31 protein-coding genes, 1 pseudogene and 1 riboswitch are annotated in these 26,802 nt (G+C 53.3%); of the genes and pseudogenes, 18 read left to right on the top strand and 14 right to left on the bottom strand.

Annotated features, from left to right (window positions below):
- Window positions 1–11: 11 nt before the first annotated feature.
- Genes HS100_22355 through HS100_22325 form a run of 7 tightly spaced genes read right to left on the bottom strand, consistent with a single transcriptional unit; the run spans window position 12 to window position 6,054 of the window.
- Window positions 12–1,562, bottom strand: a complete 1,551-nt coding sequence (locus HS100_22355; GenBank protein ID MBE7436674.1) for a hypothetical protein — start codon at window positions 1,560–1,562, stop codon at window positions 12–14.
- Window positions 1,563–2,024, bottom strand: a complete 462-nt coding sequence (locus HS100_22350; GenBank protein MBE7436673.1) for an acyl-CoA thioesterase — start codon at window positions 2,022–2,024, stop codon at window positions 1,563–1,565.
- A gap of 3 nt (window positions 2,025–2,027) precedes the next feature.
- Window positions 2,028–2,405: a hypothetical protein gene (locus HS100_22345; protein MBE7436672.1), complete on the bottom strand. Its 378-nt coding sequence runs from the start codon at window positions 2,403–2,405 to the stop codon at window positions 2,028–2,030.
- A gap of 11 nt (window positions 2,406–2,416) precedes the next feature.
- Window positions 2,417–2,881 (bottom strand): GtrA family protein, encoded by a 465-nt coding sequence (locus HS100_22340; GenBank protein ID MBE7436671.1) that lies wholly within the window; start codon window positions 2,879–2,881, stop codon window positions 2,417–2,419.
- On the bottom strand, window positions 2,878–3,837 hold the full coding sequence (locus tag HS100_22335; GenBank protein ID MBE7436670.1) for an SDR family oxidoreductase: 960 nt from the start codon (window positions 3,835–3,837) through the stop codon (window positions 2,878–2,880). The genes HS100_22340 and HS100_22335 overlap by 4 nt, the downstream gene beginning before the upstream one ends.
- A 20-nt stretch (window positions 3,838–3,857) precedes the next feature.
- Window positions 3,858–5,465 carry a G5 domain-containing protein gene (locus HS100_22330; GenBank protein MBE7436669.1) on the bottom strand — a complete coding sequence of 536 codons (1,608 nt, stop codon included), beginning with the start codon at window positions 5,463–5,465 and terminating at the stop codon, window positions 3,858–3,860.
- A 19-nt stretch (window positions 5,466–5,484) separates the two neighbouring features.
- Window positions 5,485–6,054 (bottom strand): hypothetical protein, encoded by a 570-nt coding sequence (locus tag HS100_22325; GenBank protein ID MBE7436668.1) that lies wholly within the window; start codon window positions 6,052–6,054, stop codon window positions 5,485–5,487.
- Window positions 6,055–6,095: 41 nt separating this feature from the next.
- Here HS100_22325 and scpB point away from each other — a divergent pair, with 41 nt between their 5' ends.
- The 18 genes and pseudogenes from scpB (at window position 6,096) to HS100_22235 (ending at window position 21,840) form a co-directional block, all read left to right on the top strand.
- The gene (scpB, locus tag HS100_22320) at window positions 6,096–6,665 is read left to right on the top strand and encodes an SMC-Scp complex subunit ScpB (protein ID MBE7436667.1); all 570 of its coding nucleotides are present in this window, start codon (window positions 6,096–6,098) and stop codon (window positions 6,663–6,665) included.
- A gap of 132 nt (window positions 6,666–6,797) precedes the next feature.
- On the top strand, window positions 6,798–7,976 hold the full coding sequence (locus tag HS100_22315; protein MBE7436666.1) for a patatin-like phospholipase family protein: 1,179 nt from the start codon (window positions 6,798–6,800) through the stop codon (window positions 7,974–7,976).
- An 81-nt stretch (window positions 7,977–8,057) separates the two neighbouring features.
- Window positions 8,058–8,822, top strand: coding sequence for an rRNA pseudouridine synthase (locus HS100_22310; protein ID MBE7436665.1), 765 nt, complete (start codon window positions 8,058–8,060; stop codon window positions 8,820–8,822).
- Window positions 8,823–8,892: 70 nt separating this feature from the next.
- Window positions 8,893–8,999: riboswitch (glycine riboswitch) on the top strand.
- A 151-nt stretch (window positions 9,000–9,150) separates the two neighbouring features.
- On the top strand, window positions 9,151–9,528 hold the full coding sequence (locus HS100_22305) for a glycine cleavage system protein H (protein MBE7436664.1): 378 nt from the start codon (window positions 9,151–9,153) through the stop codon (window positions 9,526–9,528).
- 65 nt (window positions 9,529–9,593) lie between these two features.
- Entirely contained in the window at window positions 9,594–10,937 is a 1,344-nt protein-coding gene (gcvPA, locus tag HS100_22300) for an aminomethyl-transferring glycine dehydrogenase subunit GcvPA (protein ID MBE7436663.1), read from the top strand.
- Between the two features lies 1 nt (window position 10,938).
- Window positions 10,939–12,423, top strand: coding sequence for an aminomethyl-transferring glycine dehydrogenase subunit GcvPB (gene gcvPB / locus HS100_22295; GenBank protein ID MBE7436662.1), 1,485 nt, complete (start codon window positions 10,939–10,941; stop codon window positions 12,421–12,423).
- Window positions 12,424–12,557: 134 nt separating this feature from the next.
- Complete coding sequence (locus tag HS100_22290) at window positions 12,558–13,064, top strand: hypothetical protein (GenBank protein ID MBE7436661.1); 507 nt, start codon at window positions 12,558–12,560, stop codon at window positions 13,062–13,064.
- 388 nt (window positions 13,065–13,452) lie between these two features.
- Complete coding sequence (locus HS100_22285) at window positions 13,453–14,004, top strand: hypothetical protein (GenBank protein MBE7436660.1); 552 nt, start codon at window positions 13,453–13,455, stop codon at window positions 14,002–14,004.
- A 409-nt stretch (window positions 14,005–14,413) separates the two neighbouring features.
- Window positions 14,414–14,932 (top strand): DUF4935 domain-containing protein, encoded by a 519-nt coding sequence (locus HS100_22280; protein MBE7436659.1) that lies wholly within the window; start codon window positions 14,414–14,416, stop codon window positions 14,930–14,932.
- Window positions 14,899–15,671 (top strand): annotated as a pseudogene (locus HS100_22275) (IS5 family transposase). The gene HS100_22280 and the pseudogene HS100_22275 overlap by 34 nt, the downstream one beginning before the upstream one ends.
- A gap of 1 nt (window position 15,672) precedes the next feature.
- Entirely contained in the window at window positions 15,673–16,599 is a 927-nt protein-coding gene (locus HS100_22270; protein ID MBE7436658.1) for an HNH endonuclease, read from the top strand.
- Window positions 16,600–16,757: 158 nt separating this feature from the next.
- On the top strand, window positions 16,758–17,036 hold the full coding sequence (locus tag HS100_22265) for a DUF4190 domain-containing protein (GenBank protein MBE7436657.1): 279 nt from the start codon (window positions 16,758–16,760) through the stop codon (window positions 17,034–17,036).
- 47 nt (window positions 17,037–17,083) lie between these two features.
- Window positions 17,084–17,893, top strand: a complete 810-nt coding sequence (locus tag HS100_22260; protein MBE7436656.1) for a 2-oxo acid dehydrogenase subunit E2 — start codon at window positions 17,084–17,086, stop codon at window positions 17,891–17,893.
- A 24-nt stretch (window positions 17,894–17,917) separates the two neighbouring features.
- Entirely contained in the window at window positions 17,918–18,226 is a 309-nt protein-coding gene (locus tag HS100_22255) for a hypothetical protein (GenBank protein ID MBE7436655.1), read from the top strand.
- Window positions 18,227–18,314: 88 nt separating this feature from the next.
- Window positions 18,315–18,740, top strand: a complete 426-nt coding sequence (locus HS100_22250) for a putative Ig domain-containing protein (GenBank protein MBE7436654.1) — start codon at window positions 18,315–18,317, stop codon at window positions 18,738–18,740.
- A gap of 141 nt (window positions 18,741–18,881) precedes the next feature.
- Complete coding sequence (locus HS100_22245; GenBank protein ID MBE7436653.1) at window positions 18,882–19,685, top strand: class I SAM-dependent methyltransferase; 804 nt, start codon at window positions 18,882–18,884, stop codon at window positions 19,683–19,685.
- Between the two features lie 91 nt (window positions 19,686–19,776).
- Complete coding sequence (locus tag HS100_22240; protein MBE7436652.1) at window positions 19,777–20,652, top strand: VIT1/CCC1 transporter family protein; 876 nt, start codon at window positions 19,777–19,779, stop codon at window positions 20,650–20,652.
- Window positions 20,653–20,670: 18 nt separating this feature from the next.
- The gene (locus HS100_22235; GenBank protein MBE7436651.1) at window positions 20,671–21,840 is read left to right on the top strand and encodes a DUF1786 domain-containing protein; all 1,170 of its coding nucleotides are present in this window, start codon (window positions 20,671–20,673) and stop codon (window positions 21,838–21,840) included.
- Window positions 21,841–21,888: 48 nt separating this feature from the next.
- Here HS100_22235 and HS100_22230 read toward each other — a convergent pair whose 3' ends face one another.
- From HS100_22230 to HS100_22200, 7 genes are all read right to left on the bottom strand, one after another.
- Window positions 21,889–22,530 carry a CBS domain-containing protein gene (locus HS100_22230; protein ID MBE7436650.1) on the bottom strand — a complete coding sequence of 214 codons (642 nt, stop codon included), beginning with the start codon at window positions 22,528–22,530 and terminating at the stop codon, window positions 21,889–21,891.
- A gap of 178 nt (window positions 22,531–22,708) precedes the next feature.
- Window positions 22,709–24,067, bottom strand: coding sequence for a M20/M25/M40 family metallo-hydrolase (locus HS100_22225; GenBank protein MBE7436649.1), 1,359 nt, complete (start codon window positions 24,065–24,067; stop codon window positions 22,709–22,711).
- Between the two features lie 58 nt (window positions 24,068–24,125).
- Window positions 24,126–24,827, bottom strand: a complete 702-nt coding sequence (locus HS100_22220) for a VTT domain-containing protein (GenBank protein ID MBE7436648.1) — start codon at window positions 24,825–24,827, stop codon at window positions 24,126–24,128.
- On the bottom strand, window positions 24,805–25,314 hold the full coding sequence (locus HS100_22215; protein ID MBE7436647.1) for a peptidylprolyl isomerase: 510 nt from the start codon (window positions 25,312–25,314) through the stop codon (window positions 24,805–24,807). Before HS100_22215 ends, HS100_22220 begins: the two co-directional genes overlap by 23 nt.
- Window positions 25,315–25,332: 18 nt before the next feature.
- Complete coding sequence (gene udk / locus HS100_22210; GenBank protein MBE7436646.1) at window positions 25,333–25,956, bottom strand: uridine kinase; 624 nt, start codon at window positions 25,954–25,956, stop codon at window positions 25,333–25,335.
- Between the two features lie 86 nt (window positions 25,957–26,042).
- Window positions 26,043–26,543, bottom strand: a complete 501-nt coding sequence (locus tag HS100_22205) for a thioredoxin fold domain-containing protein (protein MBE7436645.1) — start codon at window positions 26,541–26,543, stop codon at window positions 26,043–26,045.
- 46 nt (window positions 26,544–26,589) lie between these two features.
- Window positions 26,590–26,790 (bottom strand): DUF2892 domain-containing protein, encoded by a 201-nt coding sequence (locus HS100_22200; protein MBE7436644.1) that lies wholly within the window; start codon window positions 26,788–26,790, stop codon window positions 26,590–26,592.
- Between the last annotated feature and the right edge of the window lie 12 nt (window positions 26,791–26,802).

Raw genomic sequence — 26,802 nt, 5'->3', positions numbered from 1 at the left:
CGGGGATTATATTACGGGACTTGCTTGATGACGCAGAAGATCGCGCCGAGGCGTGAGATTTCGATTGCGGCGGGTTGGCCGCGCAGGAATTTGAGGTCTTCGTTCGAGCGGGTGTTGACGAGGTAATAATCGCCGGATTTCATATCTTTTTGTTCACTACGGAAATCGCGAACTGTGATGTTCGAGTCAGCATAGTAGGCGGCGATGTACGGCTCGCGCCGGACGAAGAGCTGGGTACCCGGCTCTGCAATTTGATTCAATCCGAGAACGGATTCGCGGTAGCAGGTGAGCCAATACTCCGTCTCATATTCGCGGAAGGCTCCGCCCACTCCGCCGGCGAAGTTGTTGAAGTAGGCATATTGATAGGGGTGCAGCTGGATGATTGGCAGGAGGCTGAACGCTAAAACACCGCATGTGAGGGCAAGCATCTGCCAGGTTTGTTTCAGCCAACCGAATAAAAATTCAAATGCGAAACCGGAAAAAATAAACAAGGGCGGCAGAATGAAAAGAAAGTGACGATATCCATCGTACATGGCGGGGCGTTTCAAAAGAATATAAGCCAGGAGGATGCCAAACCATGCCAGTAAAATTACAAGGGTGAGTCGTTTCTTGTTCTCCGCTTTCCAAAGGCCAAGGAAAACTCCCAGTGCCATAAGAGGATATGTTGGTTCGGTCAAAGTGTAACCGAGCAGGACGGGGAAGTAGCGGCGCGGAGTCTCTCCGGCTCGATAATCGTTCCCGGCAAAAAGCACATTGAGCTGGGTTGGATTATCGGACATAAATATGAAGACTTCGGTGAACTTTTCCAGCGGGCTTTGCCAAAGATAAGGCCAAGCCGCAAACATAACGATCAAAGACGCAACTGCGTATAGCCAGAATAGTGGCTTCTTTAGGAGGTCGATGAATCTGATACCCTGAACCAAGGCGTATAGTATGACGAGGATAGCGGCAAGCGGACCCAGAATGCGGATGGAGGTGGCGATGCCGAGGAAGAATGAAGCGAGGAATATTTTGGCGGTTGGTAAATTGGCAGTTGGGGGGTTGACTATCCATTCATCGATCAGTTCAAAGCCGAAGAGGACTGAGCCGATGAAGAAAGTGAAGAATGGGATGTCTTTGGGATTGATGAAGGAATGTCCCCACAGGAGGGGTTGAAAGGCGAAAAGCGCGGCTGCCGCAAGCGCAGACTCCTTTTTCATCCATTTTGAGGCGAGGCGATAGAGCAGATAAATGCCGAGGTTGAAGGTCAGGAAGTTGATCAGGTGCCAGGCTGAGGCGGAATCGAATCCAAACCGTTTCAATATCGAAACGAATGGCAGGGCAACGAGCAAGTAAGCGGGACCGCGATTGGCATGATCGCTACCGCTGGAACCAAACGAGATCTCGACGTCGAACTCCCCGCTGAACCAGTTGGATGGGGTGTAGGCGTATTTGAGCGCTTCGCCGTAATCGTAAAAAAGCGGTTCGTCCCATGACAAGCCGTAAGAGCGAAACGTCATCAACCCGATGATGAGGTTGATGACGAGAAGGATCAGGATGGGGTGTTGGCGGATGGTTTTCACTTACTTTGAGATACGTCGTTGTTGGCGAAGTTTGGCTTGTTCGTAACGGGCTTTATCTTCTTCGGTTTCGAGAACCAACTGCGGAATGGCGGTGGGATGATTGTTCTCGTCCAGACCGACGTAAACGAGATAGGCTGTGTTCGTATGCGTGCGCTCGCCGGAGATCGGATTTTCAGCAATGACCTGCACTTCGGCTTCCATTGATGTGCGCCCTGTATAGGTAACTTCGGCAGTAAGAGTAACGAGGTCGCCGATCTTTATCGGTTCGCGGAAGACGAGCGAGTCGACGGCGACAGTGACGACGCGGGTTTGAGCGTGTCTCATGCAGGCGAGCGCGCCCGCTTCGTCCACCAATTTCATGATCCATCCGCCGTGGACGTTGCCATGGTTGTTGGCATGTTCGGGCTGCATCAATTGCGAAAGGTAAACGCGCGAGGCGTTCGAGGTCTTGGGTTTTGTCATTCGTCAATCCATGTCCTCACGGAATTCGCCGCTGTCCACGGTATGGAGTCTTTCCGGGGTTTCGAGGAGAACATCAACAAGAGAAAAGCTTAGTTCAGGCAAGAGCGGCGCGAGCGGGATATTCGTAGGAGGCTGGATCCTTCGAGGCGCGGGAGGCGGCTCGAGATGCGGTTTATCCTCGTCCATCGCCCGTTTTCGGACGATTCGCGGGTCATTATTGAGCATGCCCACGTATTCGCCCAGGACGGAGTACACTTCGCGCTTGGGTGTGACAAACCCGATCCAATCTCCGGCTCGGTTGAAAAGGTAGGGGTATTGCAGGAACGCATCCGCATCTCCTGCGGTGTTGTAGATTGGGATCATTGTGGCTTGTTGCGACATGTTTGCCTGCCTTACGAGTCGTCGTCAATATCATTATATGTCCAATAGCGGTTGATGAAGTAGTTCCACATCATTACGATGCCCACCGCCGCGGCGAGGGTCAGGTTCTTGGCGATGAACTCTGCGCTGACGTGTGTCGCCTGAAAGACGCTCTCGACGAATTTAAGAATGGGAGGTTCGAGATAATGAAGGGTCGGGATGCGGATCGCCATCCCTGCGGCGTTGACGATGAAGAACATCACCAGTTGGTTCAGGATCGGGCGCGAGCGCGATTCGGGATAGGTCCAATATCGATTCCAGGTGAAATTGCTGATGACGGCGCAAATGAATGATATCGTCCCTGCGAACACGAGAGGCAGTTCGAGTATTCCATGGGAAAGCAGGTTCATCACGCCGAAGTCGATCGCCGCGCCCAGAGCGCCGACGAGTGCGAACTTGATGAACCGAATCCGTTCCCGCGAGTCGGTCAGGATCATGCCATCCCCAGTTTTTGTTCGAAGAATGGTATGGTGCGCCTGATCCCCTCTTCCAGGCTTATCTTCGGCTCCCAGCCCAGGATGGTCTTTGCGCGCGTGATGTCCGGCTGGCGGCGCTGCGGGTCGCGCGCGCTTCGGGCATTTTCCATGTATTCTATTCCGGCTTTGTTTCCTGTGATGCGATTGATCGCTTCAGCAAATTCCAGGATGGTCATCTCATGAGGGTTGCCGATGTTGACGGGCAGGTGTTCATCAGAATAAAGCAGCTTCACGATCCCGTCGATGAGGTCGTCCACAAAACAGAATGAACGGGTCTGGCTTCCGTCGCCGTAGACCGTCAACGGTTGATTGAGCAATGCCTGTTTCAATAGATTGGGGAGGGCGCGGCCATCCTCCAGGTCCATGCGCGGACCGTATGTATTGAAGATGCGCACGATGCCTGTGTTCACCCCATGAAAGCGATGGTATGCCATCGTCATGGACTCGGCGAAGCGTTTTGCCTCATCGTACACCGCGCGTTCCCCAATGGGGTCAACGTTGCCGGGATAGGTTTCCGCCTGGGGATGGACTTCCGGATCGCCGTAGATCTCGCTGGTGGAGGCGAGGATGAAGCGCGAATTTTCGCGTCTTGCAACGCCCAGACAGTTATGCGTGCCGAGCGCGCCGGCTTTCATGGTCTGGATCGGCAGATTGAAATATCCGGATTTCGATTGAGGGTTTGGGCTGGCAGGTGATGCAAAATGCAGGATGGCATCCACAATTCCGGGAACGAAGAGGTAGTTGGAAACATCGCGTTTGTAAAAATGAAATTTTTCGTCGCCTGCCAAGTGGGCGATATTGTCGGGGCTTCCCGTGATGAAGTTATCGATCCCGATGATTTCATGACCTTCCCCAAGCAGGCGATCGCAAAGGTGGGAGCCTAGAAAACCGGCGGCGCCTGTGATGAGAATTCGCATTCCTTGCACCTCGTAATAAGTTATTTCCAATCAAGCCGGGCGATCAATCCATCCCCGGTGACTTGATAGGATTTGCCGTTGCCGCTGTCGATCAGCCAAAGATTGCCCTGATAGGTGACAGCCAGGAAATTGCCCGTCTGTCCATCCACTTGAGCAGGCGCCCATGCGGGAGTTTGGGGTTCGAGTCCGTTTTTGTCGGGCGGCGGGAAGAGCGCTCGGCTGTTGGAACCGTCGCGGTCCATCACGATCAGACGGTAGCGGCTCGCATCGCTCTGGTCGATGAAGATGGATTGCAGGTATGCCACCTGAAATGCCGCCTCCCTCCCAATGTATTCCACGGGAGAAACAGATGGATACGAGAACATGCCCGCCGAGTTGACCAACGTCACAGCCGCCTCATTTTTGAACGAGAGAGCGGAGATGTCGAAGTAAGGCGACTCTTCGCCGGAGATGGGTGCCGGGGCCGGTGCATGGCTGACAAAGTATAAACTGTTTCCATCCGCGCCCCAAACGATGGGGGGAATCCATGCCCAATCGCTGTGTGTATTCAACGGCGTGATCTCGAGGAGAGGTTTTGTGTAGCCGCCGTCCTGATCGACCAGACCTATTCCATCCGGTCGTGAATAAGCTAGCCGTCCGTCCGGCGCAAATGCAAAGGTCATACCCCACCAGCCGTACACGCCGCCGCTGTTGGCATAAAGCAACCGGCGCGGACTACCGCTGTTCGTCAGGCTGACGCGGTAAAGATCATTATTCGCCTGCCAGCCGGGTGCGGCGCTGCGCGGCTCCACGGTGGAATATGCCACCGAATTGGTGTTTGGAATCCACGCTGCGAAATGAACGACGTTCTTCGCCTGAAGTGAAATCAATTTCGGGTCGAGGTTCCTGGTCCGTACCGCCCAAAGTGTGTTGATCTCTTCATCCGCAGGTTTGCTCGATTTGCGCGTAAAGACGAGATACTCGCCGCTGGGCGAGAGGGTAAAAATTCGCCCGTCGAGGTCTCCCGTGCTGACGATCACACGGCGATTTGCGGTTGAGCCTTCCATGATCCATGCATTGCCGCCGGCAAGATAGGCAAGCGTGCCGGGGATGTTCAACGGCACGAAGGATGCCTGGGAGCCGACCATCACGATCTCCGGCAGGGACTCTTTCAAAATAACCGACTTCACAACCGTCTTTGTGGCTTCAACTCCGTCTTCGATGATCATGCGGTAGGTGATTTCTTCCAGCCCGTTGACGCCCGCTTGCACGAGCCGGGTCTCGCCTTCGGGCAGGGTTTCATTGCGGACGATCTGCCGCTCGAATGGTATGACCACTTCCTCTGTTTCGAAAATTTCCTCGACACGGGTCAATTTGACAGTATCGCCGTTGCCAAGGACGGTGTACAGCGGCGGTTCGGTCTTGTCGAGCGGACCTACCGCGACACCTGCTTCCTCCAGCGCTTGTGACACCGTCAAACCGGAGGGAACGGCTGCATCTTTCTCCTGTCCATCAGCGATGATGCGGATGGTTATGTCGCTGTTCAATTGCGGGGAGCGGCAGGAAGCGATCAGCGAAGCGGCAATAAAAATAAGCAGACTCAAGCCGAATGGAGTCTTGAGCCGAAGCGAAAGGGGTGGGCGGGGCATGTCGGGTATAATCCAGCCGCTATTTGATTCTTCCCGTCACTGTCATGAAACCGTCTGCAATCGTGATGGCCTCCAACCGAAAACCGCTTGCAACGGGACCGAACGAACCGGTAAAAGTTTCGCCGATGACCGCGCTGATCGCAGACTTGAGTCCTTCCGGCGCGGGGAAGGGACCAAAATCAGCGGATGCGATCTCGATCGTTGGCTGTCCGGTGACCGGGTCGATCGCCACATTCATCACGATGAGCATATTGGCGCTGAACCAACCCTGTGTGATCTTGCCGTACATCTGCATCTGGCCGTTGCGCAGGTAAATTTGCGGATCGGTGAAGGGCGGGTCGGTCTGTTGGGAAAGTTTCTCCGCGACGAATCCCGTAAGTTGGCTTTCGGAAATTTGCAGGGTGATGACGCCGGTTTCGGCGCCCGTCAGCATCGCCTGCTGGATCATATCGCGCAGGGCTTGGGCGTCAGTGGGCGACGATGGCACCGTTTGGGCGGGATATTCGGGTCCGCCGACGAATATGGAACACGCCAGCGACATCACGGCAAGTGAAAGAATAAAAAGATGGAAATGGTTTTTTGTTTTCATGATCATCATCACAGACAATATTACAGCGGAGCAATTATAGCATGGGCGAATCGCAATCAATCTCCAACGATGAGTTGAGCCTGGCGGCAAGGATCGAGGCGATGCTGTTCGTCTCTGCCGAGCCTGTGCCTGTTCAACAGCTATCGCAGGCGCTCGATGTCACAGTGTCGGTGGTGGAACGCGGTTTGAAGGAATTGGAAGATTCGCTTCGATCGCGCGGATTGCGGCTTCAACGGCACGCCGGGCGCGTGCAATTGACCACGGCTCCCGAACTGGCGGGGCTGGTGGAAACGTTCTTGGGTCTGGAAGCGATCACACACCTCAGCCGGGCGGCGTTGGAAACGCTCGCCATCATCGCCTACCAACAGCCGGTGACGCGCCCGCAGGTGGATTCGATTCGCGGCGTGAACAGCGATGCCATGCTCAAAAGCCTGTTGAGCAAAGGGTTGATCCTCGAATCGGGCAGAACGGATGGACCGGGCCGCCCGATCCTGTATTCGACCACGCCGGAATTTCTACAGCACTTCGGATTGAACTCGCTGACCGAACTGCCGCCTCTTTCCGCGCCCAAAGAGGCGGACACCGAAGAAGCCGACCTGTTGAAGGGATGATTTCATACGGCTTTATGGAGCGCGGAGTTTTCTCCGCGCTTTTTTAGTTGACTTTAAGTTTCAGATTCTTATAATGGAACCAAGGGTCTTTCACATAAAATCAACATCATAACTTGAGGAAGGAGATTGGTCATGGCAAAGGTCGAGGCACCGGTTTCGAGAGAAGGGATTGGGCTGTGCCTTTCTGGCGGGGGATTTCGCGCCACCTTGTTCCATGTCGGTGCGTTATGGCGCTTGAATGAACTGGGCTATTTAAAGAAGCTTGACCGCATTTCCAGCGTTTCGGGCGGGTCGATCACCGCAGGCTGGCTTGGAAAGTGCTGGGGGGAACTTCGTTTTGATAAAAAAGGTGTTTCTCAGAATTTTATCGATGTCTTTGTCGCTCCGTTGAGAGAGTTTGCGGCGCGAAAGCTCGATCTCTGGCTGGTACTAACGGGGCTTCTCAACCCATTTAGCTCGATCGGCGAAAGCCTCGTCGAATCGTACCGAAAATATCTTTTTGGCGGGATGACACTCCAGGACCTGCCCGATGCGCCTGAATTCGTCATCACCGCCTCCAACGCCCAGACCGGTGCGCTATTCCGATTTTCCAGGAAAGCGGCGGCAGACTACAAGATCGGTGAGATTAAGAATCCAAAAATCGAATTGGCGATTGCGGTCGCCGCCTCGTCGGCGTTCCCGCCATTTTTTTCTCCGGTCATGTTGAATCTCGGGGACAAGGCATTCTCGCCGAATAAAAGTTTACCGCTTCAAAAACCGCCATATACGACGAGGGTTTTCCTTATGGACGGCGGGGTTTACGATAATCTCGGATTGGAGCCGGTCATCAAGAAATATGACACGGTTTTGATCAGCGATGCGGGAGGCGCCTTCGAACTCGAGCCCCGCCCGAAACACTTTTGGGGTTTCCAAGCCTACCGGGCTTTGATGATCATGGATAATCAGGTGCGCAGCCTTCGAAAGCGGGACATCATCGATTCTTTCAAATCGCGGACCGCCATGCTCGATTACATGCGCAAACACAAGCTTTCGAAAGACGAGACGCTCCTGAAGCGCGTCTCCCGCAGGGAAACGTATTGGGGCACTTTTACCAATATTGCGGATTACGATCTCAAGACCGCCCTTCCCTGTCCGCATGCGAGTACGCTGAAACTGGCAAGGCTCCCCACCCGATTGTGGCAGTTTCCAAACGAAACCCAGGAACGCTTGAAAAATTGGGGGTATGCCGTTTGCGATGCCGCCATGCGTAAGCATATCGATCCCAGGCTGCCCAATAACGCAGAATTCCCCTACAAAGGTGGGGTCGGGTGATGCACTAGAAATTTCTTCGATGAGTGAAAGTTTATCGCCTGACTCTATCCATCCATTACCATCTCTGGTATAAACCCGTCCATGCAGGAACGATTACAAAAGATCCTCGCGCAAGCCGGGTACGGTTCCCGGCGTGCGTGCGAGGAGTTCATCATCACGGGGCGCGTCTCGGTCAATGGGAAAGCCGCCGTTCTTGGTCAGAAGGCCGATCCGGCAGTGGATACGATCACATTGGACGGCAAGGCTCTGGCGAAGCGCGAGGCGCTGGTTTACATCGCCTTGTACAAACCGCGCAATGTCCTTTCCGCGGCGGAAGGGCAGGATGACCGCAAGACCGTCCGGGATTTGATTCCCGTGGAAGGTCATCTCTACCCGGTGGGGCGGCTCGACTTCGACTCCGAGGGGTTGATCCTCATGACGAACGATGGAGAGTTGACCAACAAACTCACGCATCCGCGGTATGGGCACGAGAAGGAATATCGCGTGCTGCTGGCGCGCCGCCCGGATAGTGAACAACTTGCGGCGTGGCGAAGGGGCGTTGTTCTAACCGATGGCGACAGGACGCAGCCCGCTTTCGTCAATTTTCTTTCGACGAGCGGAAAAGGCGCGTGGATCCGGGTGGTGATGGGCGAAGGGAAGAAGCGGCAGATCCGCGAGGTGGGGAAGTTGCTTGGCTTGCCCGTCGTGCGCATCATTCGTACAAGGATTGGGACGCTCAAACTGGGCGACCTAAAGCCGCGCGAGTGGAGGCATCTGACCGGGGATGAGGTGAATGCATTGATGGGGAAGGGCGTTCCGGCGAAGGAAAGGAAACCGCGCCCAAAACCAGCGGTACGACGAAAGTAATATTTTACAGATTCCACCCTTTTTTCCTTGACTTACGTCCTTCTCGCCCATAAAATGGGCGTATAACCTAACAGTTTACAGGGAAGAGATCCCGCCCTGGCGGGACGCCGAAGGTGCAAATCCGGGAACAAGGCGAAACCGGATGAAACTCTCAGGCAAAAGGACCCTGCTGCTGTATAACTCTGGAAAGTCTCATTCCATGAGACACCGACGGTGTAAATCCCCCAAGGGATAATCTCTCAGGTTCCATTACAGAGGACGCATGATTATAGAATCGTGCGTCCTCTCTTGATTCGCCCATCTCTCACAATCTGATAGGAGTTAAAACATGAACGCCCCTTCCAATCTCAAGTACACCAAATCTGATGAATGGTTCGACCCTGCCAGTGGTGCGGCGGGAATAACCGATTATGCCCAAAACCAGCTCTCCGATATCGTCTTCGTCGAAATCCTGGTGGATGAAGGCGAGGAAGTGACCGTCGGCAAAGCCATCGCCTCGGTCGAGTCGGTGAAGGCGTCGGCGGAAATTTACGCTCCCGCCGCTGGGAAAGTCTCGGCTGTCAACAAGGGACTTTCCGAGAAGCCCGAAACATTGAACTCCGATCCTTACGGCGCAGCCTGGATGATCAAGATCGAAGGCGGCGCGGCGGGCGAGGTGATGGACTCCGCCGAGTACGAAAAGTACTGCGAGGGAAGGACGCATTAATGCGTAATAGGCGTTCTCAAACGCCGATGTGCGCAAGAGAGCGCACATTACGCCAGGAGTAAACCATGACCTACATCCCCATTTCCCCGCAAGAACGGGATGCGATGTTGAAGACCGTCGGGGTGAAAACGCTCGATGATCTCTTCGAAGCGATCCCCGCCAAACACCGCTTCCCAAAACTCGACCTTCCCCCCGCGCTCACCGAAATGGAAGCCGCCGCGCACCTTGCGGACATGGCCTCCAGCAACGAGAACGTGCGGCAGGATTTGATCTCCTTCCTCGGCGCTGGCGCGTACAACCATTACGTCCCAAGCGTGGTCGACCACATGCTCAGGCGCGGCGAGTTCTACACCGCGTACACACCCTACCAGCCGGAAATTTCCCAGGGCACATTGCAAGCCATCTTCGAATACCAATCCCTGATGACCAACCTGACCGGCATGGAAGTATCGAACGCGTCGCACTACGATGGCGCAACGGCCACGGCAGAAGCGGTCAACCTTGCATATGCTCAATACCGCGGCAAACGCAAAAAGATCGTCATGTCGCCTTCGGTCAACCCGCAGTATCGCGCGGTCATCCGCACATATTCACAAGGCATGGGCTTGACCGAGGTCGGGGACGACGCCGGCAACCACGAGGACGGTCCCGAGGCGTTGATATCCCTTATCGATGAAGCGACCATGCTCGTCGTTGTGCAATACCCCGATTTCTTCGGGCGTATTTACGACTATAAGAAACTCATCGATACCGCGCATGAAAAGGGCGCGCTGGTCTGTGTGGTTGCGAATCCCACCGCGTTGATCATGCTCAAGACCCCCGGCGAAATGGGCGCGGATATCGTCGTGGGCGAGGCGCAGCCGTTCGGCATCCCGCTCTGGTACGGCGGACCCTACCTCGGTTTCTTCACCACGAAGAAATCATACGTCCACAAAATGGCTGGACGTCTCGTCGGCGAAACCGTGGATGTGCGCGGCAACCGTTCGTACGTGCTGACATTGACCGCGCGCGAACAACATATCAAGCGCGAACGCGCCACGTCGAATATCTGCACCAACCAGGGCTTGCTTGCGTTGGGTTGTTCGGTCTACATGTCCGTGCTTGGCAGGCAGGGTTTGCAGGAGGTCGCGAACCTTTGTTATCAAAAGGCGCATTATGCCGCCGCCGAACTCAGCAAGATCGACGGCTTCGGTCTATGCCATCCCGAACCGTTCTTCCACGAATTTGTGCTTTGCACGCCAAAGCCCGCGGGCGAGGTCAACCAATATCTGCTCGATCACGGCGTTCTTGGCGGTTACGACCTGGGCGCGGATTATCCCGACATGAAGAATCATCTCCTCGTGGCTGTCACCGAAATGAACAGCAGGGATGAGATCGATACGCTCGTCGCTTTGTTGAAGGAGATGTGAGATGGCTGCGATAATCGAACCCACCATTTTCGAACTCTCCTCCCCGGGGCGGCGCGGTGTGACCATGCCCGCCTCCGACGTGCCGACAGTTGATCTGCCTTCCAAAGATTTGCTTCGCTCCGAACTGCCCCTGCCCGAGCTCGCCGAAGTGGACGTGGTGCGGCACTACATGAAACTCTCCAGTTTCAACTACTCGGTGGACGGCGGGTTTTATCCGCTCGGCTCCTGCACAATGAAATACAACCCGAAGATCAACGAAGATACTTGCCGCCTGCCGGGATTTTTATTCACGCATCCGTTGCAGCCCATCGAGACCGTGCAGGGAAATCTTGCGTTGATGTACGAAATGCAGGACTGGCTCAAGGAGATCAGCGGCTTTGCCGGTGTGACCCTCCAGCCCGCCGCGGGCGCGCACGGCGAATTCACCGGCGTGTTGATGATGGCGGCATATCACAAATCGCGCGGCGACACGAAACGCACCAGGATGCTCATCCCCGATGCGGCGCATGGCACGAACCCGGCTTCGGTCGGCATGCTCGGCATGAGCGTCGTCACCATCCCATCCGATTCGCGCGGGAACGTGGACCTCAAAGCCCTCGAAGCCGCCTGCGACGATACCGTCGTCGGCATGATGCTCACCAACCCGAACACGCTCGGCATGTTCGATGAGAACATCGAGAAGGTCATCAAGTTGGTGCAGGGCTGCGGCGGCTTGATGTACGGCGACGGCGCAAACCTCAATGCCCTGCTTGGAATCGTCCGCCCGGGCGACCTGGGCTTCGATGTGATGCATTTCAACTTGCACAAGACCTTCTCCGTCCCGCACGGAGGCGGCGGACCGGGATCGGGTCCCGTCGGCGTCAGCCAGCGACTCGTGGACTTCCTGCCTTCGCCGCTGGTCGGCATCATCGAAGAAGGTGATGACGAAACCGCTCCGCTCTATGGCTTCGTCAACCCGAAGAACAGCATCGGGCGCATGAAAGCCTTCCACGGTCATTTTGGAGGCGGTCTTGTCCGCTCGTACACCTACATCCTCATGCACGGACCGGACGGTTTGAAGGATATCGCCCAATATGCCGTCCTCAATGCGAATTACCTGCAGGCGAGATTGCGCGGGACATATCACATCCCTTACGACCGCATTTGCATGCATGAGTTCGTAATGGAAGGGCATTTCGAAGGCTCGGACGTGCGCGCGCTGGATATCTCCAAACGCCTGATGGATTACGACTTCCACCCGCCGACGAACTACTTCCCGCTCATCGTCCCCGAAGCATTGATGATCGAGCCGACCGAGACCGAGAACAAGGACACGCTCGACCGGTTTGCCAATGCGCTGATCAAGATCGCGGAGGAAGCCAAATCCCAGCCGGATCTGCTCCACAATGCGCCAAGCACCACGCAGTTCGGCCGCATGGACGAGGTCAAAGCGGCAAGGGAGTTGGTGCTCTGCTGCTGGCTGCCTGAAAATTATAGTGAGGGGTGAATAGTGAATAGTGAATAGTGAATAGTAAGAAGGAAGCCTCGTGGAGAATCCGCGGGGCTTTTTGATACATAATCACGCTGCTATAATTGCCTTCTGCAAATAAATATCAGCAACAGGGTTTGTACGAGGTGTCTATGAAAGCGAGACAATCGGAAACAACAAAGTCATTCTTGCTTGCCGAATATTCAGCATTGCGGGCTGAATTGCTAAAGCGGATCGAACTTCAACATCAAATGATCTCTTTGGCATTGATTGCGGCGGGGACCTTCCTTTCAGTGGGGATTCAATTCGATTCCGCCACCATCATTCTGATCTATCCCATACTGGCGATGTTTTTGGCGTCTGCATGGTCGCAAAGTGATTTCTGGATTCGGCGCATTGCATTTCATATTCATTTCCATATCGAGGAAGTCTTGGCGGGCAACGATCAGGGATGGGAACACAATAATCATCCGGGAAGCAAGATCCCCTTCTTCGGTTCCCTTTCGTTGTTTGCATCGCGGGGAATATTCATTGGTACCCAGGTCCTCGCGATATTCGTCGCGTGGCTCAGGACGGGGTTTCCCCTGGAGGATCAGGTCTTGATGGTGGTGGATATTTTGATCATTGTCCTCACCCTGGTGTTATTAAGACGGCGATAAATACCTTCCAAAATCGATTTGACTTTACGTGATCCCCGCGGTGAGACCTGCGGGGCTTTTTGGTTTGGGTGGTCAGCTGGCGGGAGGAGAGGAATAGGGAAATTTCGTGCGGGGGAGGGGAAAAGGGACGGAAAATGGGTAATCGAAGGATGGTCGAAGGATGACCGAAGGATGACCGGGCGGCAGGCAGAGGAATTTCTTGCGGGTAGCCAAATGATTCCGGCTCGGAGGCTGGCATATCATGTAAAATAAGGGCAATGGGGAGACCCATGCCTACAGAAGCGGATACTATCCGATTAATAATTCTAAATTTACATTCCATAAGCGGGGATGAGTTGTCCGCGCTGCTGCCGTCCGTGCTGGATAGGGCGTTTAGAGGAGAGTTGTGATGTCATGGATGGAAATTGAAAAACGCTTGAGGGAACTTTCTGTAGATGATGTTATCAAGTTGGTAAAAGGTTTGCACGACTTGTCCCCACAAAATAAAGCCTGGTTGCGGGCAAAACTGTTGCCAGTAGCGCAAGACACAAAATATCTTGAAGATTGCCGCCGCAAAGTTGCCAATTACGTTTACAAGGAAACCAAAGGAATACCTTCCATGCCACGTTTTCGGGAGGCGAAGAAGATTATCAGCGAGTATCGCAAATCCACTAGTGATTTACGCGGGACGCTTGACCTGATGCTTACTTATTTGGAACGTGGGCATGAGTTCACCCTTGATTTCGGCGATATTGACGAACCGTTTTACGATAAACTCATCAACATGCTGGAACACTTTGCGATAGAACTGCGTCGAAGCCCCGCCAAATATGAGTTATACGAACAATTCAGACCGCGATTAATGGCGATCAGAAAAAACTCTGATATTGGTTGGGGATACGGTGACTTCATTCAAGAAACTGTTGGTGAGTTGGAAGAATTGCTGGGAGCGGTTCGGTGATTGTGGTAAAGGTCAATGCGTTGCGGGAGGCGCAGGTCAAGGGCGGGGAGGAATTGTCCGCGTTGATGCCGTCCGTGCTGGATAGGGCGTTCAAAGGTGAACTGTGATGGCAAGAAACCGTCCACGAACAAAACCTTTCACGAATACGCGAATGGAGGACGGTGCATTCGTGCATTCATTGTCTATTCGTGGATGGTCTCGGATGGCGAAGGTCAATGCGTTGCCTGCCCGTTCTTCAGGGCGGTTGCAGGTCAAGGGCGGGGAGGAGTTGCGACGAAGTCGGACGTTGATGGCGTCCGTGCTGGATAGGACGTTCAAGGGAGAGTTGTGATTTCTAAAAGGATTTATTGAGGTAGGTACGATTTGATGCTGAGATGGTTAGAGAGCGCTATTAAGAACAGGAGAATCAATGAAGCAGATATTTCGAAATTATTATCGACTTAGCAATGACGAATTTGCCGAGCTTTGGAAGAACTGCATTTTCGTTTTAGATACAAATATCTTGCTAAATCTCTATCGCTTTCCTTCAGAAGCACGTGATGATCTAATACGAGCCTTAGACCGAGTTAGAGACAGACTTTGGATACCTCATCAAGTAGCACTAGAATATCAAGAAAATCGTCTGACAGTTATTGCTGAGCAAATCAAGAAATTTAATGATGTCAAAAGTCTTATTCAAAACATACAAAAGAATCTTGAAAATGAATTAAATAATTTGCAACTTCGAAAACGGCATGCGTATATAAATCCTGATAACTTAACTACCATAGTGCAGCAAGCCTTTGATGAATACCTAGAGGACCTTGATAAGTTTCAGAAAAAACAGATCGACATTAATAGAAGTTATCTCAAAAATGGTAAACTGGCGCTCAAACCCGAGTTGGGAGCGAGCCAATGGACCTTACAGATGAGCAATGGGAAGTTGTAGAACCTTTGTTACCCAAACCTGTAAAACGGGCAGATGGAAAAGGCAGACCAAGGGTAGATAACCGTGCTATCTTGAACGGTGTCCTTTGGGTCATGCGAACTGGTGCTCCTTGGCACGATATGCCCAATCGGTACCCACCGTACCAAACCTGCCACAGACGGTTCCAGGAATGGGTCAAAACAGGCACATTTGAGACTATTCTCAGGAAACTGGTACAGGATGTGAAAGAACGAGGCGACTTAGATCTGACAGAATGTTTCATCGATGGCACCTTTGTCATGGCTAAAAAAGGGGCTCAGGGGTGGGAAAAACCAAGCGGGGCAAGGGTACAAAGCTCATGGCAGTGGCAGATGGCGCTGGTTTTCCTGTCGCCATATCCGTTGGAAGTGCTTCGCCGCATGAGGTCAAGCTAGTCGAGAAGACCTTGAATGACCGATTGGTGGATGAGAACCCTGAACGATTGATTGGAGATCGAGCGTACGATAGTGACCCTTTGGATGAGAAGTTAGCTGAACAGGGCGTCTTGTTGATTGCACCGCACAAATCCAATCGCAAGAAGCCAAAGACCCAAGATGGTCGTGAGTTACGCCGCTATCGAAGGCGATGGAAAGTGGAACGTTTGTTTGCTTGGCTGCAAAACTACCGCCGCATTCTGGTTCGCTATGATCGTTTTCTTGAGAATTACCTCGCTTTCGTTCATCTGGCTTGCATTGTTATTTTTGTCAGAACCTATTTTTGAGATGAGTTCTAGCAACAATGATCCTATAAGAGACAAGATTGAAGAACTCGTTGACGGCAAAATTGGACCACAGCCTACGGCAAAACAACTTGAGGAAATATATTCAGATGGCAAAGTTAGATATGACCGTAAACAGCCACCTGGATATAGCGATTCTAATAAATCTCAAGAAGACAAAGAAGAAAACAAAAAACGCGACACTTATATCCACAAGAATCTTGCCTTTAAACGAATATATGGTGACCTGATTTTATGGCGAGAGTTAATTGAAGAATGCAAACGCATTTCTGCTAAATATGTAATCTTCATAACAGACGATGAAAAAGAGGACTGGTGGTGGAGCATAAATTCTATGGGGAAGAAGACAATAGGTCCACGACCTGAACTCATCGATGAAATATGTACTGTTGCAGAAGTAAAGCTTTTCTATATGTACAACTCGGAGAAGTTTCTTGAATATGCAAAGAAATACTTGAAAATAAGAATTAAAACTAAATCAATCGATCAAGTTAAAGAAACCAAGCTGTTAAATCGTGCTAATTCCAATTTGCGGAGTATTGCCAAATCAGCATTATACGCGCCTCAAGAAGGACGTTGCTTTTACTGCAATTCTGTGTTGGATGATGACTTGACTTATATCGATCATGTCTTTCCGATAAGCATGGGTGGACCAAATCTTCTTTGGAACATCGTATTGGCTGACCCTAATTGCAATATCCGCAAAGGAGGACGGTTGCCAAATTCAGAACATATAGAGAGACTCATCAATCTTCACGAAAAAGTCATTGAAAAGGGAGATTCCGCTAGCCAATTATTAATTGAGCAATTAGGTGAGACCCATTTAGACCGAAAGAATTATATTTTGAATTTTTATAACAAACTTCTTGATCAGTATGGCAGCACTAGTGAGCAACTCCAAATATTCTAGGTTAATCAGCGTTTTGAAATCCAACGCAATCACGAAAACCATCATGCTGCGGGAGTTGCAAGTCAAGGGCGGGGAGGAGTTAACCGGATGGTCGCAATAGACAATAAAGGAGAATGAAGATGAATCAACAAAATTACACACAGAACACAGGGTACCCGATGTTGCCCACCAGTACGCTGGCAATCGTCAGCCTGGTTTCAGGGATATTAAGTTTTGTCATGCTGCCGGTCATTGGCGCGATTGTTGCCATTTGGACCGGCTATGAGGCTCGTAAAGAGACCAGGTCCAATCCGCCAAAGGCAGGCGGCGATGGACTGGCAACGGCAGGGATCGTCCTGGGCTGGGTCCACGCCGGGTTGATCGTCGTATCGCTGTGTTGCGCCATTTTGTATTTTGGCTTTTTCGCCACGATTTTTGCAACCTCGATGCAGCAGTAGTCCTTTATAGGGGGGGATATGGGCGCATACAAAGGTGAATTATGACCATGAATCAAGTGAAATATGAAGCGCTGCCCTTCCCCATGGAACGGCAGGTGACGGTCCAGGGCGGCCGGCTCGCATCGCGGAAACACACGATCCATGCCCTGATCGAAGTGGACGTGACCCGGGCGCGCCGCATGATCCACGAACATAGAACGCGCACCGGCGAGGCGCTCTCTTTTACTGCGTTCGTCATCGCCTGTCTCGTCAAAGCCATAGACCGGAACAAGAGGATGCACGCCTACCGTGATTGGCGGAACAGGCTCATCATCTTTGATGAGGTGGATGTGAATACGATGGTTGAGGTTGAAGCAGGTGGAAGAAAAAGAGTCGTGCCCCATTGGGTCCGCGCGGCAAACAAGCGCACGTTAAGAGATATTCATAATGAGATCCGCGCAACCAAAGCAAGACCGGAACAAACCCGCGAGTTTGGGGTTCAGTGGCTGGGTCTCCTGCCCGCATTTGCCTGGGACATTTTCTTCTGGTTTATTTTCAAGAACCCACACTGGTTAAAAAAGAGTTTCGGCACGGTCGGTATGACCTCGGTTGGAATGTTTGGAAAGGGCAGTGGCTGGGCCATTCCATTTGGCCTGCATACGCTTGATATTGCGCTTGGCGGTATTGCCGAGAAACCCGGCGTGGTGGACGGCCGCATCGAGATTCGCGAATACCTGTGCATGACCATCAGCTTCGACCATGACATTATTGACGGAGCGCCTGCCGCGCGGTTTACTCAGCGCCTCAAAGAATTAATCGAGAGCGGCTATGGCGTGGAAGAATTCATAACAGGAGAACGCGGCCATGGTGAAGGCTAGGCAGCCCATACGGGATTTTAGTTGATGAATAACTGGTATTCTGTCAGCCTTGGAGATGGGATCATGGCGGCGACTCCCTCCGCTGAGATCGAAGACCGATTTCAACGTTCATTCAATGCCGCGGGGAAGCCGAGTTCCATGGCTGTATTTATTCGCTCTGAATCGGAGGGCCGCCTGCATTGTGAGGTCATTGCTTATTTTTCGCCCGCCGCCGTTGATGTGGCAACAGCCTTCGATGCGCAGCCTTGTCCAAAACCTGTGCGGGCGGGGTTAAGTCTGCTGGCAGGCAATGAGCATGCGTGGTCGGTCCTTTTTCATGAAAGCGCTGCCTAGATGTTTGGATATATAAAAGATGATGGCGAAGGTCAATGCGCCGTGAATCATGCGGCATATTTTCGATGACATACCCAAAGGAGAAATCATGAAGAATAGATTATTGCCGGTCTTTCCTCTTCTGCTGCTGTCGGCTGCCGCCCTGGCTTGTTCCCTCTTCACAGGCGGCTCGGGAGGGATACAGACGGAAGAGCCGGAACCCGACTTCGAACCCGTCACCGATCCGCTGGTCATCGAACCCGAGTCCCTGCCGGATGCGAAGATCGGCGAGAAATACGAAGTCCTGGTGCGCATCACCCAAAATGTGACTCCTGTCGGTGACATGTTCATTTCGAGCGGAACCCTCCCCGCCGGGCTGGAACTGGTCTTCATGGAGGGCGAAGATTCTGGCGTCATCAGCGGAGTGCCGACCGAGGCGGGGACGTATTCATTCACCCTGTCCGTATGGTGTTTTGGGACCCAGGTCAGCGGGCAGACCCTGGATAAAGAATTTACGATCGTGGTCGCGGAATAACATTTCCGCTGCGGGTAGCGGGTGGATGACTCTCTGCATTTTTGAAAGCGGTGCATCTTCATAAGGCGCGCTGTGTTATAACCCGCATCTTTTACAAAGGCGTAGGGACGTCTTTGTAATTTTCGTCACAGGAGAGAGGATATGTTCAATAAACTGCTTTTCCATCGCTTCATCACGCTGAAGAGCCTGCTCACCCGCCTGCAATACGAGTTCATTTCGGCGTTGAACCTCAAACGCGATGTGCTCTTCATGAATTTCGGTTATACCGCCCATCACCTGGGGCATGAACCTCTGGCGCTCGACCCCGACGACGAGATTCACCGGTACCCCCTGCAGTTGTATCATCACGTGGCAAAACATGCGGATTGGGCGAACGCCGACGCGCTCGAGGTCAGCTCGGGGCGGGGCGGAGGCGCGGCGTTCATCGTGCGTCACTTCAAGCCAAAATCTTACACCGGCGTCGATTTCTCCGCCAACGCCGTCGAATTCTGCCGCGAACATCATCAAATGGATGGCTTGCGCTTCGAGCACGGCAACGCCGAGGACCTGAAATTCCCCGACGCCTCCTTCGATTTGGTCGTCAATGTGGAAGCGTCCCTGTATTATCCCAACATCCAGAAATTTTTTCAGCACGTGCGGCGGGTATTGAAGCCCGGCGGTCATTTTTTGTATACCGACCTGCGTTATGAAGAAAAGGTCGCGGAATGGCACGGACAAATCCACGCCATGGGTCTGAAGGTCGTCCACGAGGAGGACATCACCGATAACGTCCTCAAAGCCATGGAACAGGACCGCGAACGGCGTATTCACCTGGTCAACACATACATCCCGCCCATCCTGCGCAAGCAGTTCTATCATTTCGCGGGTCTCGATATCGATTCCCCCAAGTCTGCGCCGCATTTGGAGCGGCGGCGTTATTGGTATTTCGTCCTGCAAAAAATATAAGACGGTTTCCGATAAAACACGCGCCAGGCGGCGCGTGTTTTTGTTTGCGATTATGGCGTAAAATATCCGCATTCATGTACAAGGAGACGATATGCAGGCACTGAGCGAAGATATCCGCAGAAAGGTATTGCTTTTCCAGCGGACCGAGATCACCGAATACCATATCTATAAACGACTCGCAAAGCGCGTAAAATCAACGGAAAATTCCGCGCTCCTCGACCGCATCGCGGAGGACGAGCTGCGACATTACAACGAGTGGAAAAAATACTCGGGCGAAGAGGTCAGCCCGCGCTGGCTCAATGTCTGGTTTTATACGGCGCTCAGCCTGCTCTTCGGCTTCACCTTCGGGGTAAAACTCATGGAACGCGGGGAAGAGACGGCTCAGAAGAATTACGCGTCGGTCATGGAGGAGATCCCCGAAGCCGCAAAATTCCAGCACGAAGAGGACGAGCACGAAAGGGAACTGATCGATATGCTGGATGAAGAACGATTGCAGTATGCGGGCTCGGTGGTGCTCGGCTTGAACGATGCGCTTGTCGAGTTGACCGGCGCCCTGGCCGGACTTACCCTCGCGCTTCAGAACGTAAAACTCATTGCGTTGTCGGGTCTGATCACCGGCATCGCCGCGTCGCTGTCGATGGCGGCGAGCGAATATCTTTCGACCCGTTCCGAGAACACATCCAAGCATCCCGTGCGCGCGGCGGTCTACACCGGCATCGCCTATATCGTGACGGTTGCGCTTCTCGTCCTGCCGTACCTGCTCTTCGACAATTACATCCTCGACCTTGTCATCGCCCTCTCGACCGCCGTTGTCATCATCGCGGTGTTCAATTATTACATTTCGGTGGCGAAGGGCGAGTCGTTCCGCGAACGCTTTTTAGAGATGGCGGGCTTGAGCCTCGGCGTGGCATTGTTCTCGTTCGTCATCGGTTATTTCATCCGTTTGTGGTTGGGCATCGAGGTTTAAAGCGAGGGACTTTCAGGCATGAAGATTTTAGCAGTAGATATCGGCACAGGCACGCAGGATATTTTTCTCTATGATTCGAATCTCGACATCGAGAACGGATTCAAACTCGTCCTGCCTTCGCCCACCATGATGGTTCATCGCCGTCTCAAACAATCGCTTCATTCGCGGACCCCGATCCTGCTCACCGGTCACCAAATGGGGGGCGGCCCCTCAGCCTGGGCGATCGAAGAAGTTGCCCGCGCAGGGATTCCCGTTTACATGACCGCGTCCGCCGCGACGACCTTGAACGACGAATTGGATAAGGTGGAAGCGCTGGGGATCATGATCATTTCGGAAGACGAAGCCAACCGGCTGTCTTCCACGGTCCACCGTATTGAGTTGAAGGATTTTGATTTCGAATCGATCTCCAGGACGTTCTCCGATTACGGCATTTCGTTGAGCGATCTTGCGGCGGTAGCGGTTGCCGTCTTCGATCACGGCAATGCGCCGCCCGGCGTCTCTGACCGGCAATTCCGCTTCGATTATTTGGATGACCGCATTCGGGAGAGGAATTCGCTTTCGGCGTTTGCCTATCCTTCCGACAAGATTCCGCAAATCATGACCCGCCTGCGTTCGGTCGCGGATTCGGCTGGCGATCTGCCCTGTCCGCTTGTGGTGATGGATACTGCACCGGCTGCGGTCCTGGGCGCGGATTTTGATCCGGCTGTTGCAAATCGCGAAAACAAGATCGTTTGCAATGTCGGTAATTTTCATACCCTGGCGTTTCGTTTGGGTGAAAAGGGGATCGAAGGCGTGTTCGAGCATCATACCGGCGAGATCGACCTGGCGAAACTCGAAAACCTGATTCGCAAACTGGCAGACGGCTCCCTCAAACATGAAGATGTCTTTGACGACATGGGTCACGGCGCCCTGATGTATTCGGATGAGGTCTTTGAATTTGGGAGGGCTGACTTTGATGTAGTGGTGACGGGTCCCCGTAGAAGTCTCTTCAATCGTCAATCTGAAATCGAAAATAGTAAATTCCTCCAACCATACTTTGCCGTCCCCTTCGGCGACATGATGATCGCGGGTTGTTTCGGTCTGCTCGCGGCAACGGCGGAGATTCTGCCCGGGTTGGCTGAGCCCATCATCGGTTCATTGAGAGGCGGGCGCGGGCGGGGGGTCGCGCCGTGGGATGCAAATCCATGAAATAAAAAGAGCGCGCGGAGAAACTCCGCGCGCTCGCCGTATGATGCGCTAACTTTGACGGATATCCCAAAACTTTTTGACCGCTTTGCTCAGGATTTTGGTGATCTCGTCCTTTTTCAGGCCTGCCACCTTGAAGGTGAGGATCTTGCTGCTGGTGTCCTCGCCGGAAAAGAAACCGAAGGAGATGAAATTCCCGCCCGCTTCCGCCACCGCCTTTGTGACCTTGGCAAGGGTTCCGGGGGCGTCGGCGATCTCGGCGGTGACCCGGATGGCTTTCGTACGGGCGCCCATCAACTCAAGCAGGATCTTGAACAGATCGGTTTCCGTAATGATGCCGACCATTTTGCCAGACCGCATGACGGGCAGGCCGCCGATCTTTTTATCAGCCATGATGCGCGCCGCTTCCTCGATGGGGGTGTCGAAATCCACTGTGATCACTTTTTTGCTCATCACTTGTTTGACCGTAACTTTGCTGATCAGGTAGTTCATTTCCCACACACTCAAGCTGGTGACGGGGGAGGGAGACGCGTTGAGCAGGTCCCTTTCGGCAACTATGCCGAGCATTTTCCCGTCCTTGACGACGGGCGCGCGGCGGATGCGTTCGTTTCTGAACATGGCAAGTGCGTCATGCACCGGGGTTTCCGGCGTGACGGTGATAACAGGGTGAGACATTCTTTCGCCTACGAACATGGGTTCCTCCAAACGTAGCGTAATATTGTGAAATTTGTTACAAACATATTATATACAATTTTAGTAAAAAGAAAGTCATGAAATCGGAGTGAAAAAGGTCACTTTAGCGGACGGTGGAGGATGGACAATGGACGGTCAATAGATCATCGGCTACCGTCCATTGTCTTCGGTCTTGCGTTTACGCTGCAAACTCCTTTATGACCCTTGCCGTGTGTTTTGCGTGCTGGGCATACAGGTCGAGGCGGAAGTTTTCGTTGGGGGCGTGGGCTTTTGTGTCCGGGTAACCGATTCCCATTGTCACCACCGGGAGTCCAAGTTTGTGGACGAAGGGATAGTTCGGTCCCGAGCCGCCGATCATTGGGACAATGTCCATCTTCGCGTCGTAGATTTCCTCCGCCGTATCGACCACCAGTTTGACGAAGGGATGATCCGGATCGGTCCGCGCCGCGGGTTCCCCTCCGAGGAAATTGATTTGGACGTCGCTGAAGCCTTCGGCATCCAAATGGGCGCGCAGTTTTTTTAGAATATCCTGCGGCATCTGGTTCGGCACAAGGCGGAAGTCCACTTTGGCGGAAGCAAATGCCGGCTGGACGGTCTTCGAGCCGGGTCCCTGGTATCCGCTGGTGAGGCCGCAGATCGTGCAGGTCGGGACGAAAACTTCTTCAAGTTTCAAATCCATGCCGCCGGTAAGACCTTTGATGAAATTCTTTGCTCCAAATCGTCGTTTGTATTCATCGGCCATGTCCGGCAATTTCTCCATGAACTCGCGGTCGCGGTCGGTGGGCTGGACACAATCATCGTAAAAGCCGGGGATGCGGATTCGTTCGTCTTTGCCCTTGAGGGTGTTCAAGGCCCAGACCAGCCTCCAGGCTGCGTTCGGCAGGATGCTCCCGCCCAGACCCGAGTGGACATCCGTCGATAACGAAGTCACGGATAGCTCCACATAGCAAATCCCGCGCAAGCCCAGATACTGTTGGGGGCGTCCGCGGTGGTCCACGCCGCCGAACTCCCAAATGCAGGCATCGGCTTTGAGCAGGTCGAGATTTTGAGAAATAAAATCGTGCAGGTGAACGCTGGAGGTTTCCTCTTCGCCTTCGATGATGAACTTGATATTGCAGGGAAGTTCGCCTTCCTCCGCGAGGAATGCGTCAATGGCGTGCAAACGGGAGGTGAGATGTCCCTTGTCGTCGCTCACGCCGCGCCCGTACATGATCCCATCGCGAATCTGCGGCTCGAACGGCGGGCTGTCCCATAATTCCAGCGGTTCGGGCGGTTGGACGTCGTAATGATTGTAGATCAGAAGCGTCTTATCGCTCTTGCCTTTTCTCTCACCGAACACGACCGGCGCGCCGTCGGTATCCATGATCTGTGATTTGAATCCGCGCTTTTCGAGCATTTCCTTCACGATCAGCGCGCATTCCTTCAGTCCAAGGTTTTGCGCGCTGATGCTCGGCTGGGCGGCATACCGTTTGAGTTCATCGAGGCTTTGGTTCAGGTTTTTGTCGATAAAAGCGTCAATCTTTTCGTAGTTGCTCATGATTAGCTCCTTTTTGAAAAATCAGACCTGAAAGGCTTCGAAACCTTTCAGGTCCATGTTATTCATAGAAACTTGCGATCCAATCTATCGAGTAGGCTCCGGCAAAGGCAAAGATCAGCATCTTGATCGTCACGCCAGCCCAGCAGGCGAGCAGGAACTTCCATAGCGGGATTTTCGAGATCCCGGCGGCGATTCCCGCCACATCGAAAAATGGGTTGGGGATGGCGGATAACAAGAGAATCATCCATGCGCCGTGTTTTTGAACCCAGGGCAGGATGCGGTTATATGTTTGCGAATTTTCAACCGCAGCCTGGCCCCCATAACCGGCAAGATAACCGGTTAATTCGCCAAGCGCGCCGCCTGCCCCGGCTGCAAATCCAACGCCCGCCGGGTTGATCACTGCACCCATCCCGAAAACCACCGCCACGCCCGGCGCGGGCAGGATCACGGTCGCGTTGGCGATCAGCGCAATGAGAAATGCGCCGAAATAACCCAGCTGAGCAAATTCCTCCACACGGTCGCGGATGCTGTATACATAGACGGTGATCCCGGCCACTGCCAGCACCGCGAGGATTCGCAGGATGGTCGTCAGGAGTTTGTTTTCAGGTTTTGAAACCGGAAGGTCAACACGATGAGTGTCAGGCGAAATATCTTCTTTCTTCTTTTTTCCTTTTCCTCCGCCGCTAATAGCCTTTGAACTCTTCGACTTGCCGGTCTTTGAACCTTTTTTTGCCGGTCTAACTTTCTTCGATGGTGACACGGAGAATTTTCACTGCCGGGGCGTTGACGTTGCTCGGGTCGCGCTCCGGGATCGACATCAAAACATCCTCGCCCTCCACGACCTGCCCGAAGACAGTATGACGGTTATCGAGATGCGGCGTGGGCACGTGCGTTATGAAGAATTGCGAGCCGTTCGTCCCCGGTCCCGCATTCGCCATCGAAAGGATTCCACGCTTGTTGTGTTTCAGGCTCGGGTGAAACTCGTCCTGGAAGCGATAGCCGGGTCCGCCTCTACCGGTCCCGGTCGGGTCGCCGCCCTGCGCCATGAAATTTGCGATCACGCGGTGAAAGACCACTCCGTCGTAGTAGCCTTCGCGCGAAAGGAAAACGAAGTTGTTCACCGTCACGGGGGTTTTATCCGCAAAAAGTTCGAGCACGATCGTGCCGTTGTCGGTTTCCATGCGCGCGCGGTAGTTCTTTTTCGGGTCGATCTGCATTTCGGGGGGCTTGCTCCATTGTTTTGCCATGTAGTTCTCCTTTGTGATTTATTTGAGTAAATTTTCGATCCTTGCGGTGACCATGTCGAGCGCGGCGGTGTTGTATCCGCCCTCCGGGATGATGACATCCGCGTATCGTTTGGACGGTTCGACGAATTCGAGATGCGCCGGGCGCACGCTCGCAAAATATTGTTCGATCACAGATGCGGTGGTGCGGCCGCGTTCGGAGAGATCCCGCTGCAAGCGCCGGATGAAACGAATGTCGGCATCCGTATCGACAAAGAGCTTGACATCGAACAACTTCCGCAGGTCGGGTTCCACGTAAAGGAGAATCCCTTCCACGAGGATCACGTTTTTCGGCTCGACGGTGAATGTCTCGGGCTTGCGCGTGTCGTTCGCAAAATCATAGATCGGCACTTGCACGGGTTTGAAATCCCTAAGCGCGATGATGTGCTTGATCAGAAGTTCTGTTTCGAGCGCGTCCGGGTGGTCGAAATTCACATCGGAGTGCTGGGAGGCTTTCATCGTCCGCAGGTCTTTATAATACGAATCGTGTTGGAGAAATGCGATGCTATCTGCGCCAACTCTTCGCAGGATCTCCTGGGCAACGGTGGTCTTTCCCGAACCTGACCCGCCTGCGATTCCGATCACCAATGGGATTTTCTGCGTCATGAACTGGATTATACCCGTCGGGGCGTTTCGCATGGAAACAAAACGGCTCAGGCGTGACCCTGAGCCGTTACTCCTACCTGAGGCAATTAATTCCTCTTCAGTATTCCTGTCAGTGCCCTCCAAATCGGGCAACGGTCATACACGCCTAAAAAGGCGAGCACTGCACCGAGTCCCAGGAGGAGCCAGTTACCGTTCATGACGCCCAGAACGATGAGCAGACCGCCGGAACCCAGCCTGAGCAACCGGTCGAAAATGTTCATCGGAATCTTGATTTCTTTCCCTTTCGCCAGGGATTCGAAGACGGTACGATATCCCGCTTCGTTCTGCGCCCCTGTCAACCGGGCGACTTCACGACCGTCCTGAAAGGCGAGCACAGTGGGAATGCTAAAGACCCGGTATTGCTGGAGCAGTTCCCGGGCGGTATCGGCATTGACGGGCAGAAACGCCACCTCTTTAGCGTATTCCTGCCCGAGTGTCTCGAGAACCGGTTTTGTCATCATACACGGGGCACACCAGCCAGCCCAAAAATCCACGATGACGGGTTTCCCGGCTGTGTCGATTTTGTGTTGAAATTCCTGTAAGTTCATGGCTTTAAGAATGGAGCGGATGGCGAACCATCCGCTCCTCGGCAGGTTAAGCCTTATAGGTGCTGAACTTGAACGGCGCGTAGAGCGGGCAGAACGCGACGATCGAAGTGAGGGTGAAAACCCCGGCGAGCGCGAGCAGGACGATGCCGAAAGTTCCGGTGACGATCCCGCCGAAGTAAAGGTAGACGAACAAGGCGGAAATCACGAGGCGGATGATGCGATCGGCGTTGGACATATTGCGTTTCATTGGAAAAATCTC

The organism is Anaerolineales bacterium, from assembly GCA_015075725.1.
Taxonomy (GTDB): Bacteria; Chloroflexota; Anaerolineae; order Anaerolineales; family Villigracilaceae; genus Villigracilis.
Note: the sequence above shows the minus strand (reverse complement) of the source record. Positions and strands in the feature narration are given on the sequence as shown.

Excerpts from the sequence above, each read along its gene's own strand:
- udk (MBE7436646.1), bottom strand. The coding sequence starts at position 25,956 with ATGACGCAGAAAATCCCATTGGTGATCGGAATCGCAGGCGGGTCAGGT.
- HS100_22305 (MBE7436664.1), top strand. The coding sequence starts at position 9,151 with ATGAACGCCCCTTCCAATCTCAAGTACACCAAATCTGATGAATGGTTC.
- HS100_22340 (MBE7436671.1), bottom strand. The coding sequence starts at position 2,881 with ATGATCCTGACCGACTCGCGGGAACGGATTCGGTTCATCAAGTTCGCA.
- HS100_22235 (MBE7436651.1), top strand. The coding sequence starts at position 20,671 with ATGAAGATTTTAGCAGTAGATATCGGCACAGGCACGCAGGATATTTTT.
- HS100_22330 (MBE7436669.1), bottom strand. The coding sequence starts at position 5,465 with ATGCCCCGCCCACCCCTTTCGCTTCGGCTCAAGACTCCATTCGGCTTG.
- HS100_22205 (MBE7436645.1), bottom strand. The coding sequence starts at position 26,543 with ATGAACTTACAGGAATTTCAACACAAAATCGACACAGCCGGGAAACCC.
- HS100_22335 (MBE7436670.1), bottom strand. The coding sequence starts at position 3,837 with ATGCGAATTCTCATCACAGGCGCCGCCGGTTTTCTAGGCTCCCACCTT.
- HS100_22200 (MBE7436644.1), bottom strand. The coding sequence starts at position 26,790 with ATGAAACGCAATATGTCCAACGCCGATCGCATCATCCGCCTCGTGATT.
- HS100_22260 (MBE7436656.1), top strand. The coding sequence starts at position 17,084 with ATGAATCAAGTGAAATATGAAGCGCTGCCCTTCCCCATGGAACGGCAG.
- gcvPB (MBE7436662.1), top strand. The coding sequence starts at position 10,939 with ATGGCTGCGATAATCGAACCCACCATTTTCGAACTCTCCTCCCCGGGG.
- HS100_22280 (MBE7436659.1), top strand. The coding sequence starts at position 14,414 with ATGAAGCAGATATTTCGAAATTATTATCGACTTAGCAATGACGAATTT.
- HS100_22315 (MBE7436666.1), top strand. The coding sequence starts at position 6,798 with ATGGCAAAGGTCGAGGCACCGGTTTCGAGAGAAGGGATTGGGCTGTGC.
- HS100_22345 (MBE7436672.1), bottom strand. The coding sequence starts at position 2,405 with ATGTCGCAACAAGCCACAATGATCCCAATCTACAACACCGCAGGAGAT.
- HS100_22250 (MBE7436654.1), top strand. The coding sequence starts at position 18,315 with ATGAAGAATAGATTATTGCCGGTCTTTCCTCTTCTGCTGCTGTCGGCT.
- HS100_22245 (MBE7436653.1), top strand. The coding sequence starts at position 18,882 with ATGTTCAATAAACTGCTTTTCCATCGCTTCATCACGCTGAAGAGCCTG.
- HS100_22290 (MBE7436661.1), top strand. The coding sequence starts at position 12,558 with ATGAAAGCGAGACAATCGGAAACAACAAAGTCATTCTTGCTTGCCGAA.
- HS100_22325 (MBE7436668.1), bottom strand. The coding sequence starts at position 6,054 with ATGAAAACAAAAAACCATTTCCATCTTTTTATTCTTTCACTTGCCGTG.
- HS100_22240 (MBE7436652.1), top strand. The coding sequence starts at position 19,777 with ATGCAGGCACTGAGCGAAGATATCCGCAGAAAGGTATTGCTTTTCCAG.
- HS100_22350 (MBE7436673.1), bottom strand. The coding sequence starts at position 2,024 with ATGACAAAACCCAAGACCTCGAACGCCTCGCGCGTTTACCTTTCGCAA.
- HS100_22255 (MBE7436655.1), top strand. The coding sequence starts at position 17,918 with ATGAATAACTGGTATTCTGTCAGCCTTGGAGATGGGATCATGGCGGCG.
- HS100_22265 (MBE7436657.1), top strand. The coding sequence starts at position 16,758 with ATGTTGCCCACCAGTACGCTGGCAATCGTCAGCCTGGTTTCAGGGATA.
- HS100_22230 (MBE7436650.1), bottom strand. The coding sequence starts at position 22,530 with ATGTTCGTAGGCGAAAGAATGTCTCACCCTGTTATCACCGTCACGCCG.
- gcvPA (MBE7436663.1), top strand. The coding sequence starts at position 9,594 with ATGACCTACATCCCCATTTCCCCGCAAGAACGGGATGCGATGTTGAAG.
- scpB (MBE7436667.1), top strand. The coding sequence starts at position 6,096 with ATGGGCGAATCGCAATCAATCTCCAACGATGAGTTGAGCCTGGCGGCA.
- HS100_22310 (MBE7436665.1), top strand. The coding sequence starts at position 8,058 with ATGCAGGAACGATTACAAAAGATCCTCGCGCAAGCCGGGTACGGTTCC.
- HS100_22270 (MBE7436658.1), top strand. The coding sequence starts at position 15,673 with ATGAGTTCTAGCAACAATGATCCTATAAGAGACAAGATTGAAGAACTC.
- HS100_22285 (MBE7436660.1), top strand. The coding sequence starts at position 13,453 with ATGTCATGGATGGAAATTGAAAAACGCTTGAGGGAACTTTCTGTAGAT.
- HS100_22215 (MBE7436647.1), bottom strand. The coding sequence starts at position 25,314 with ATGGCAAAACAATGGAGCAAGCCCCCCGAAATGCAGATCGACCCGAAA.
- HS100_22225 (MBE7436649.1), bottom strand. The coding sequence starts at position 24,067 with ATGAGCAACTACGAAAAGATTGACGCTTTTATCGACAAAAACCTGAAC.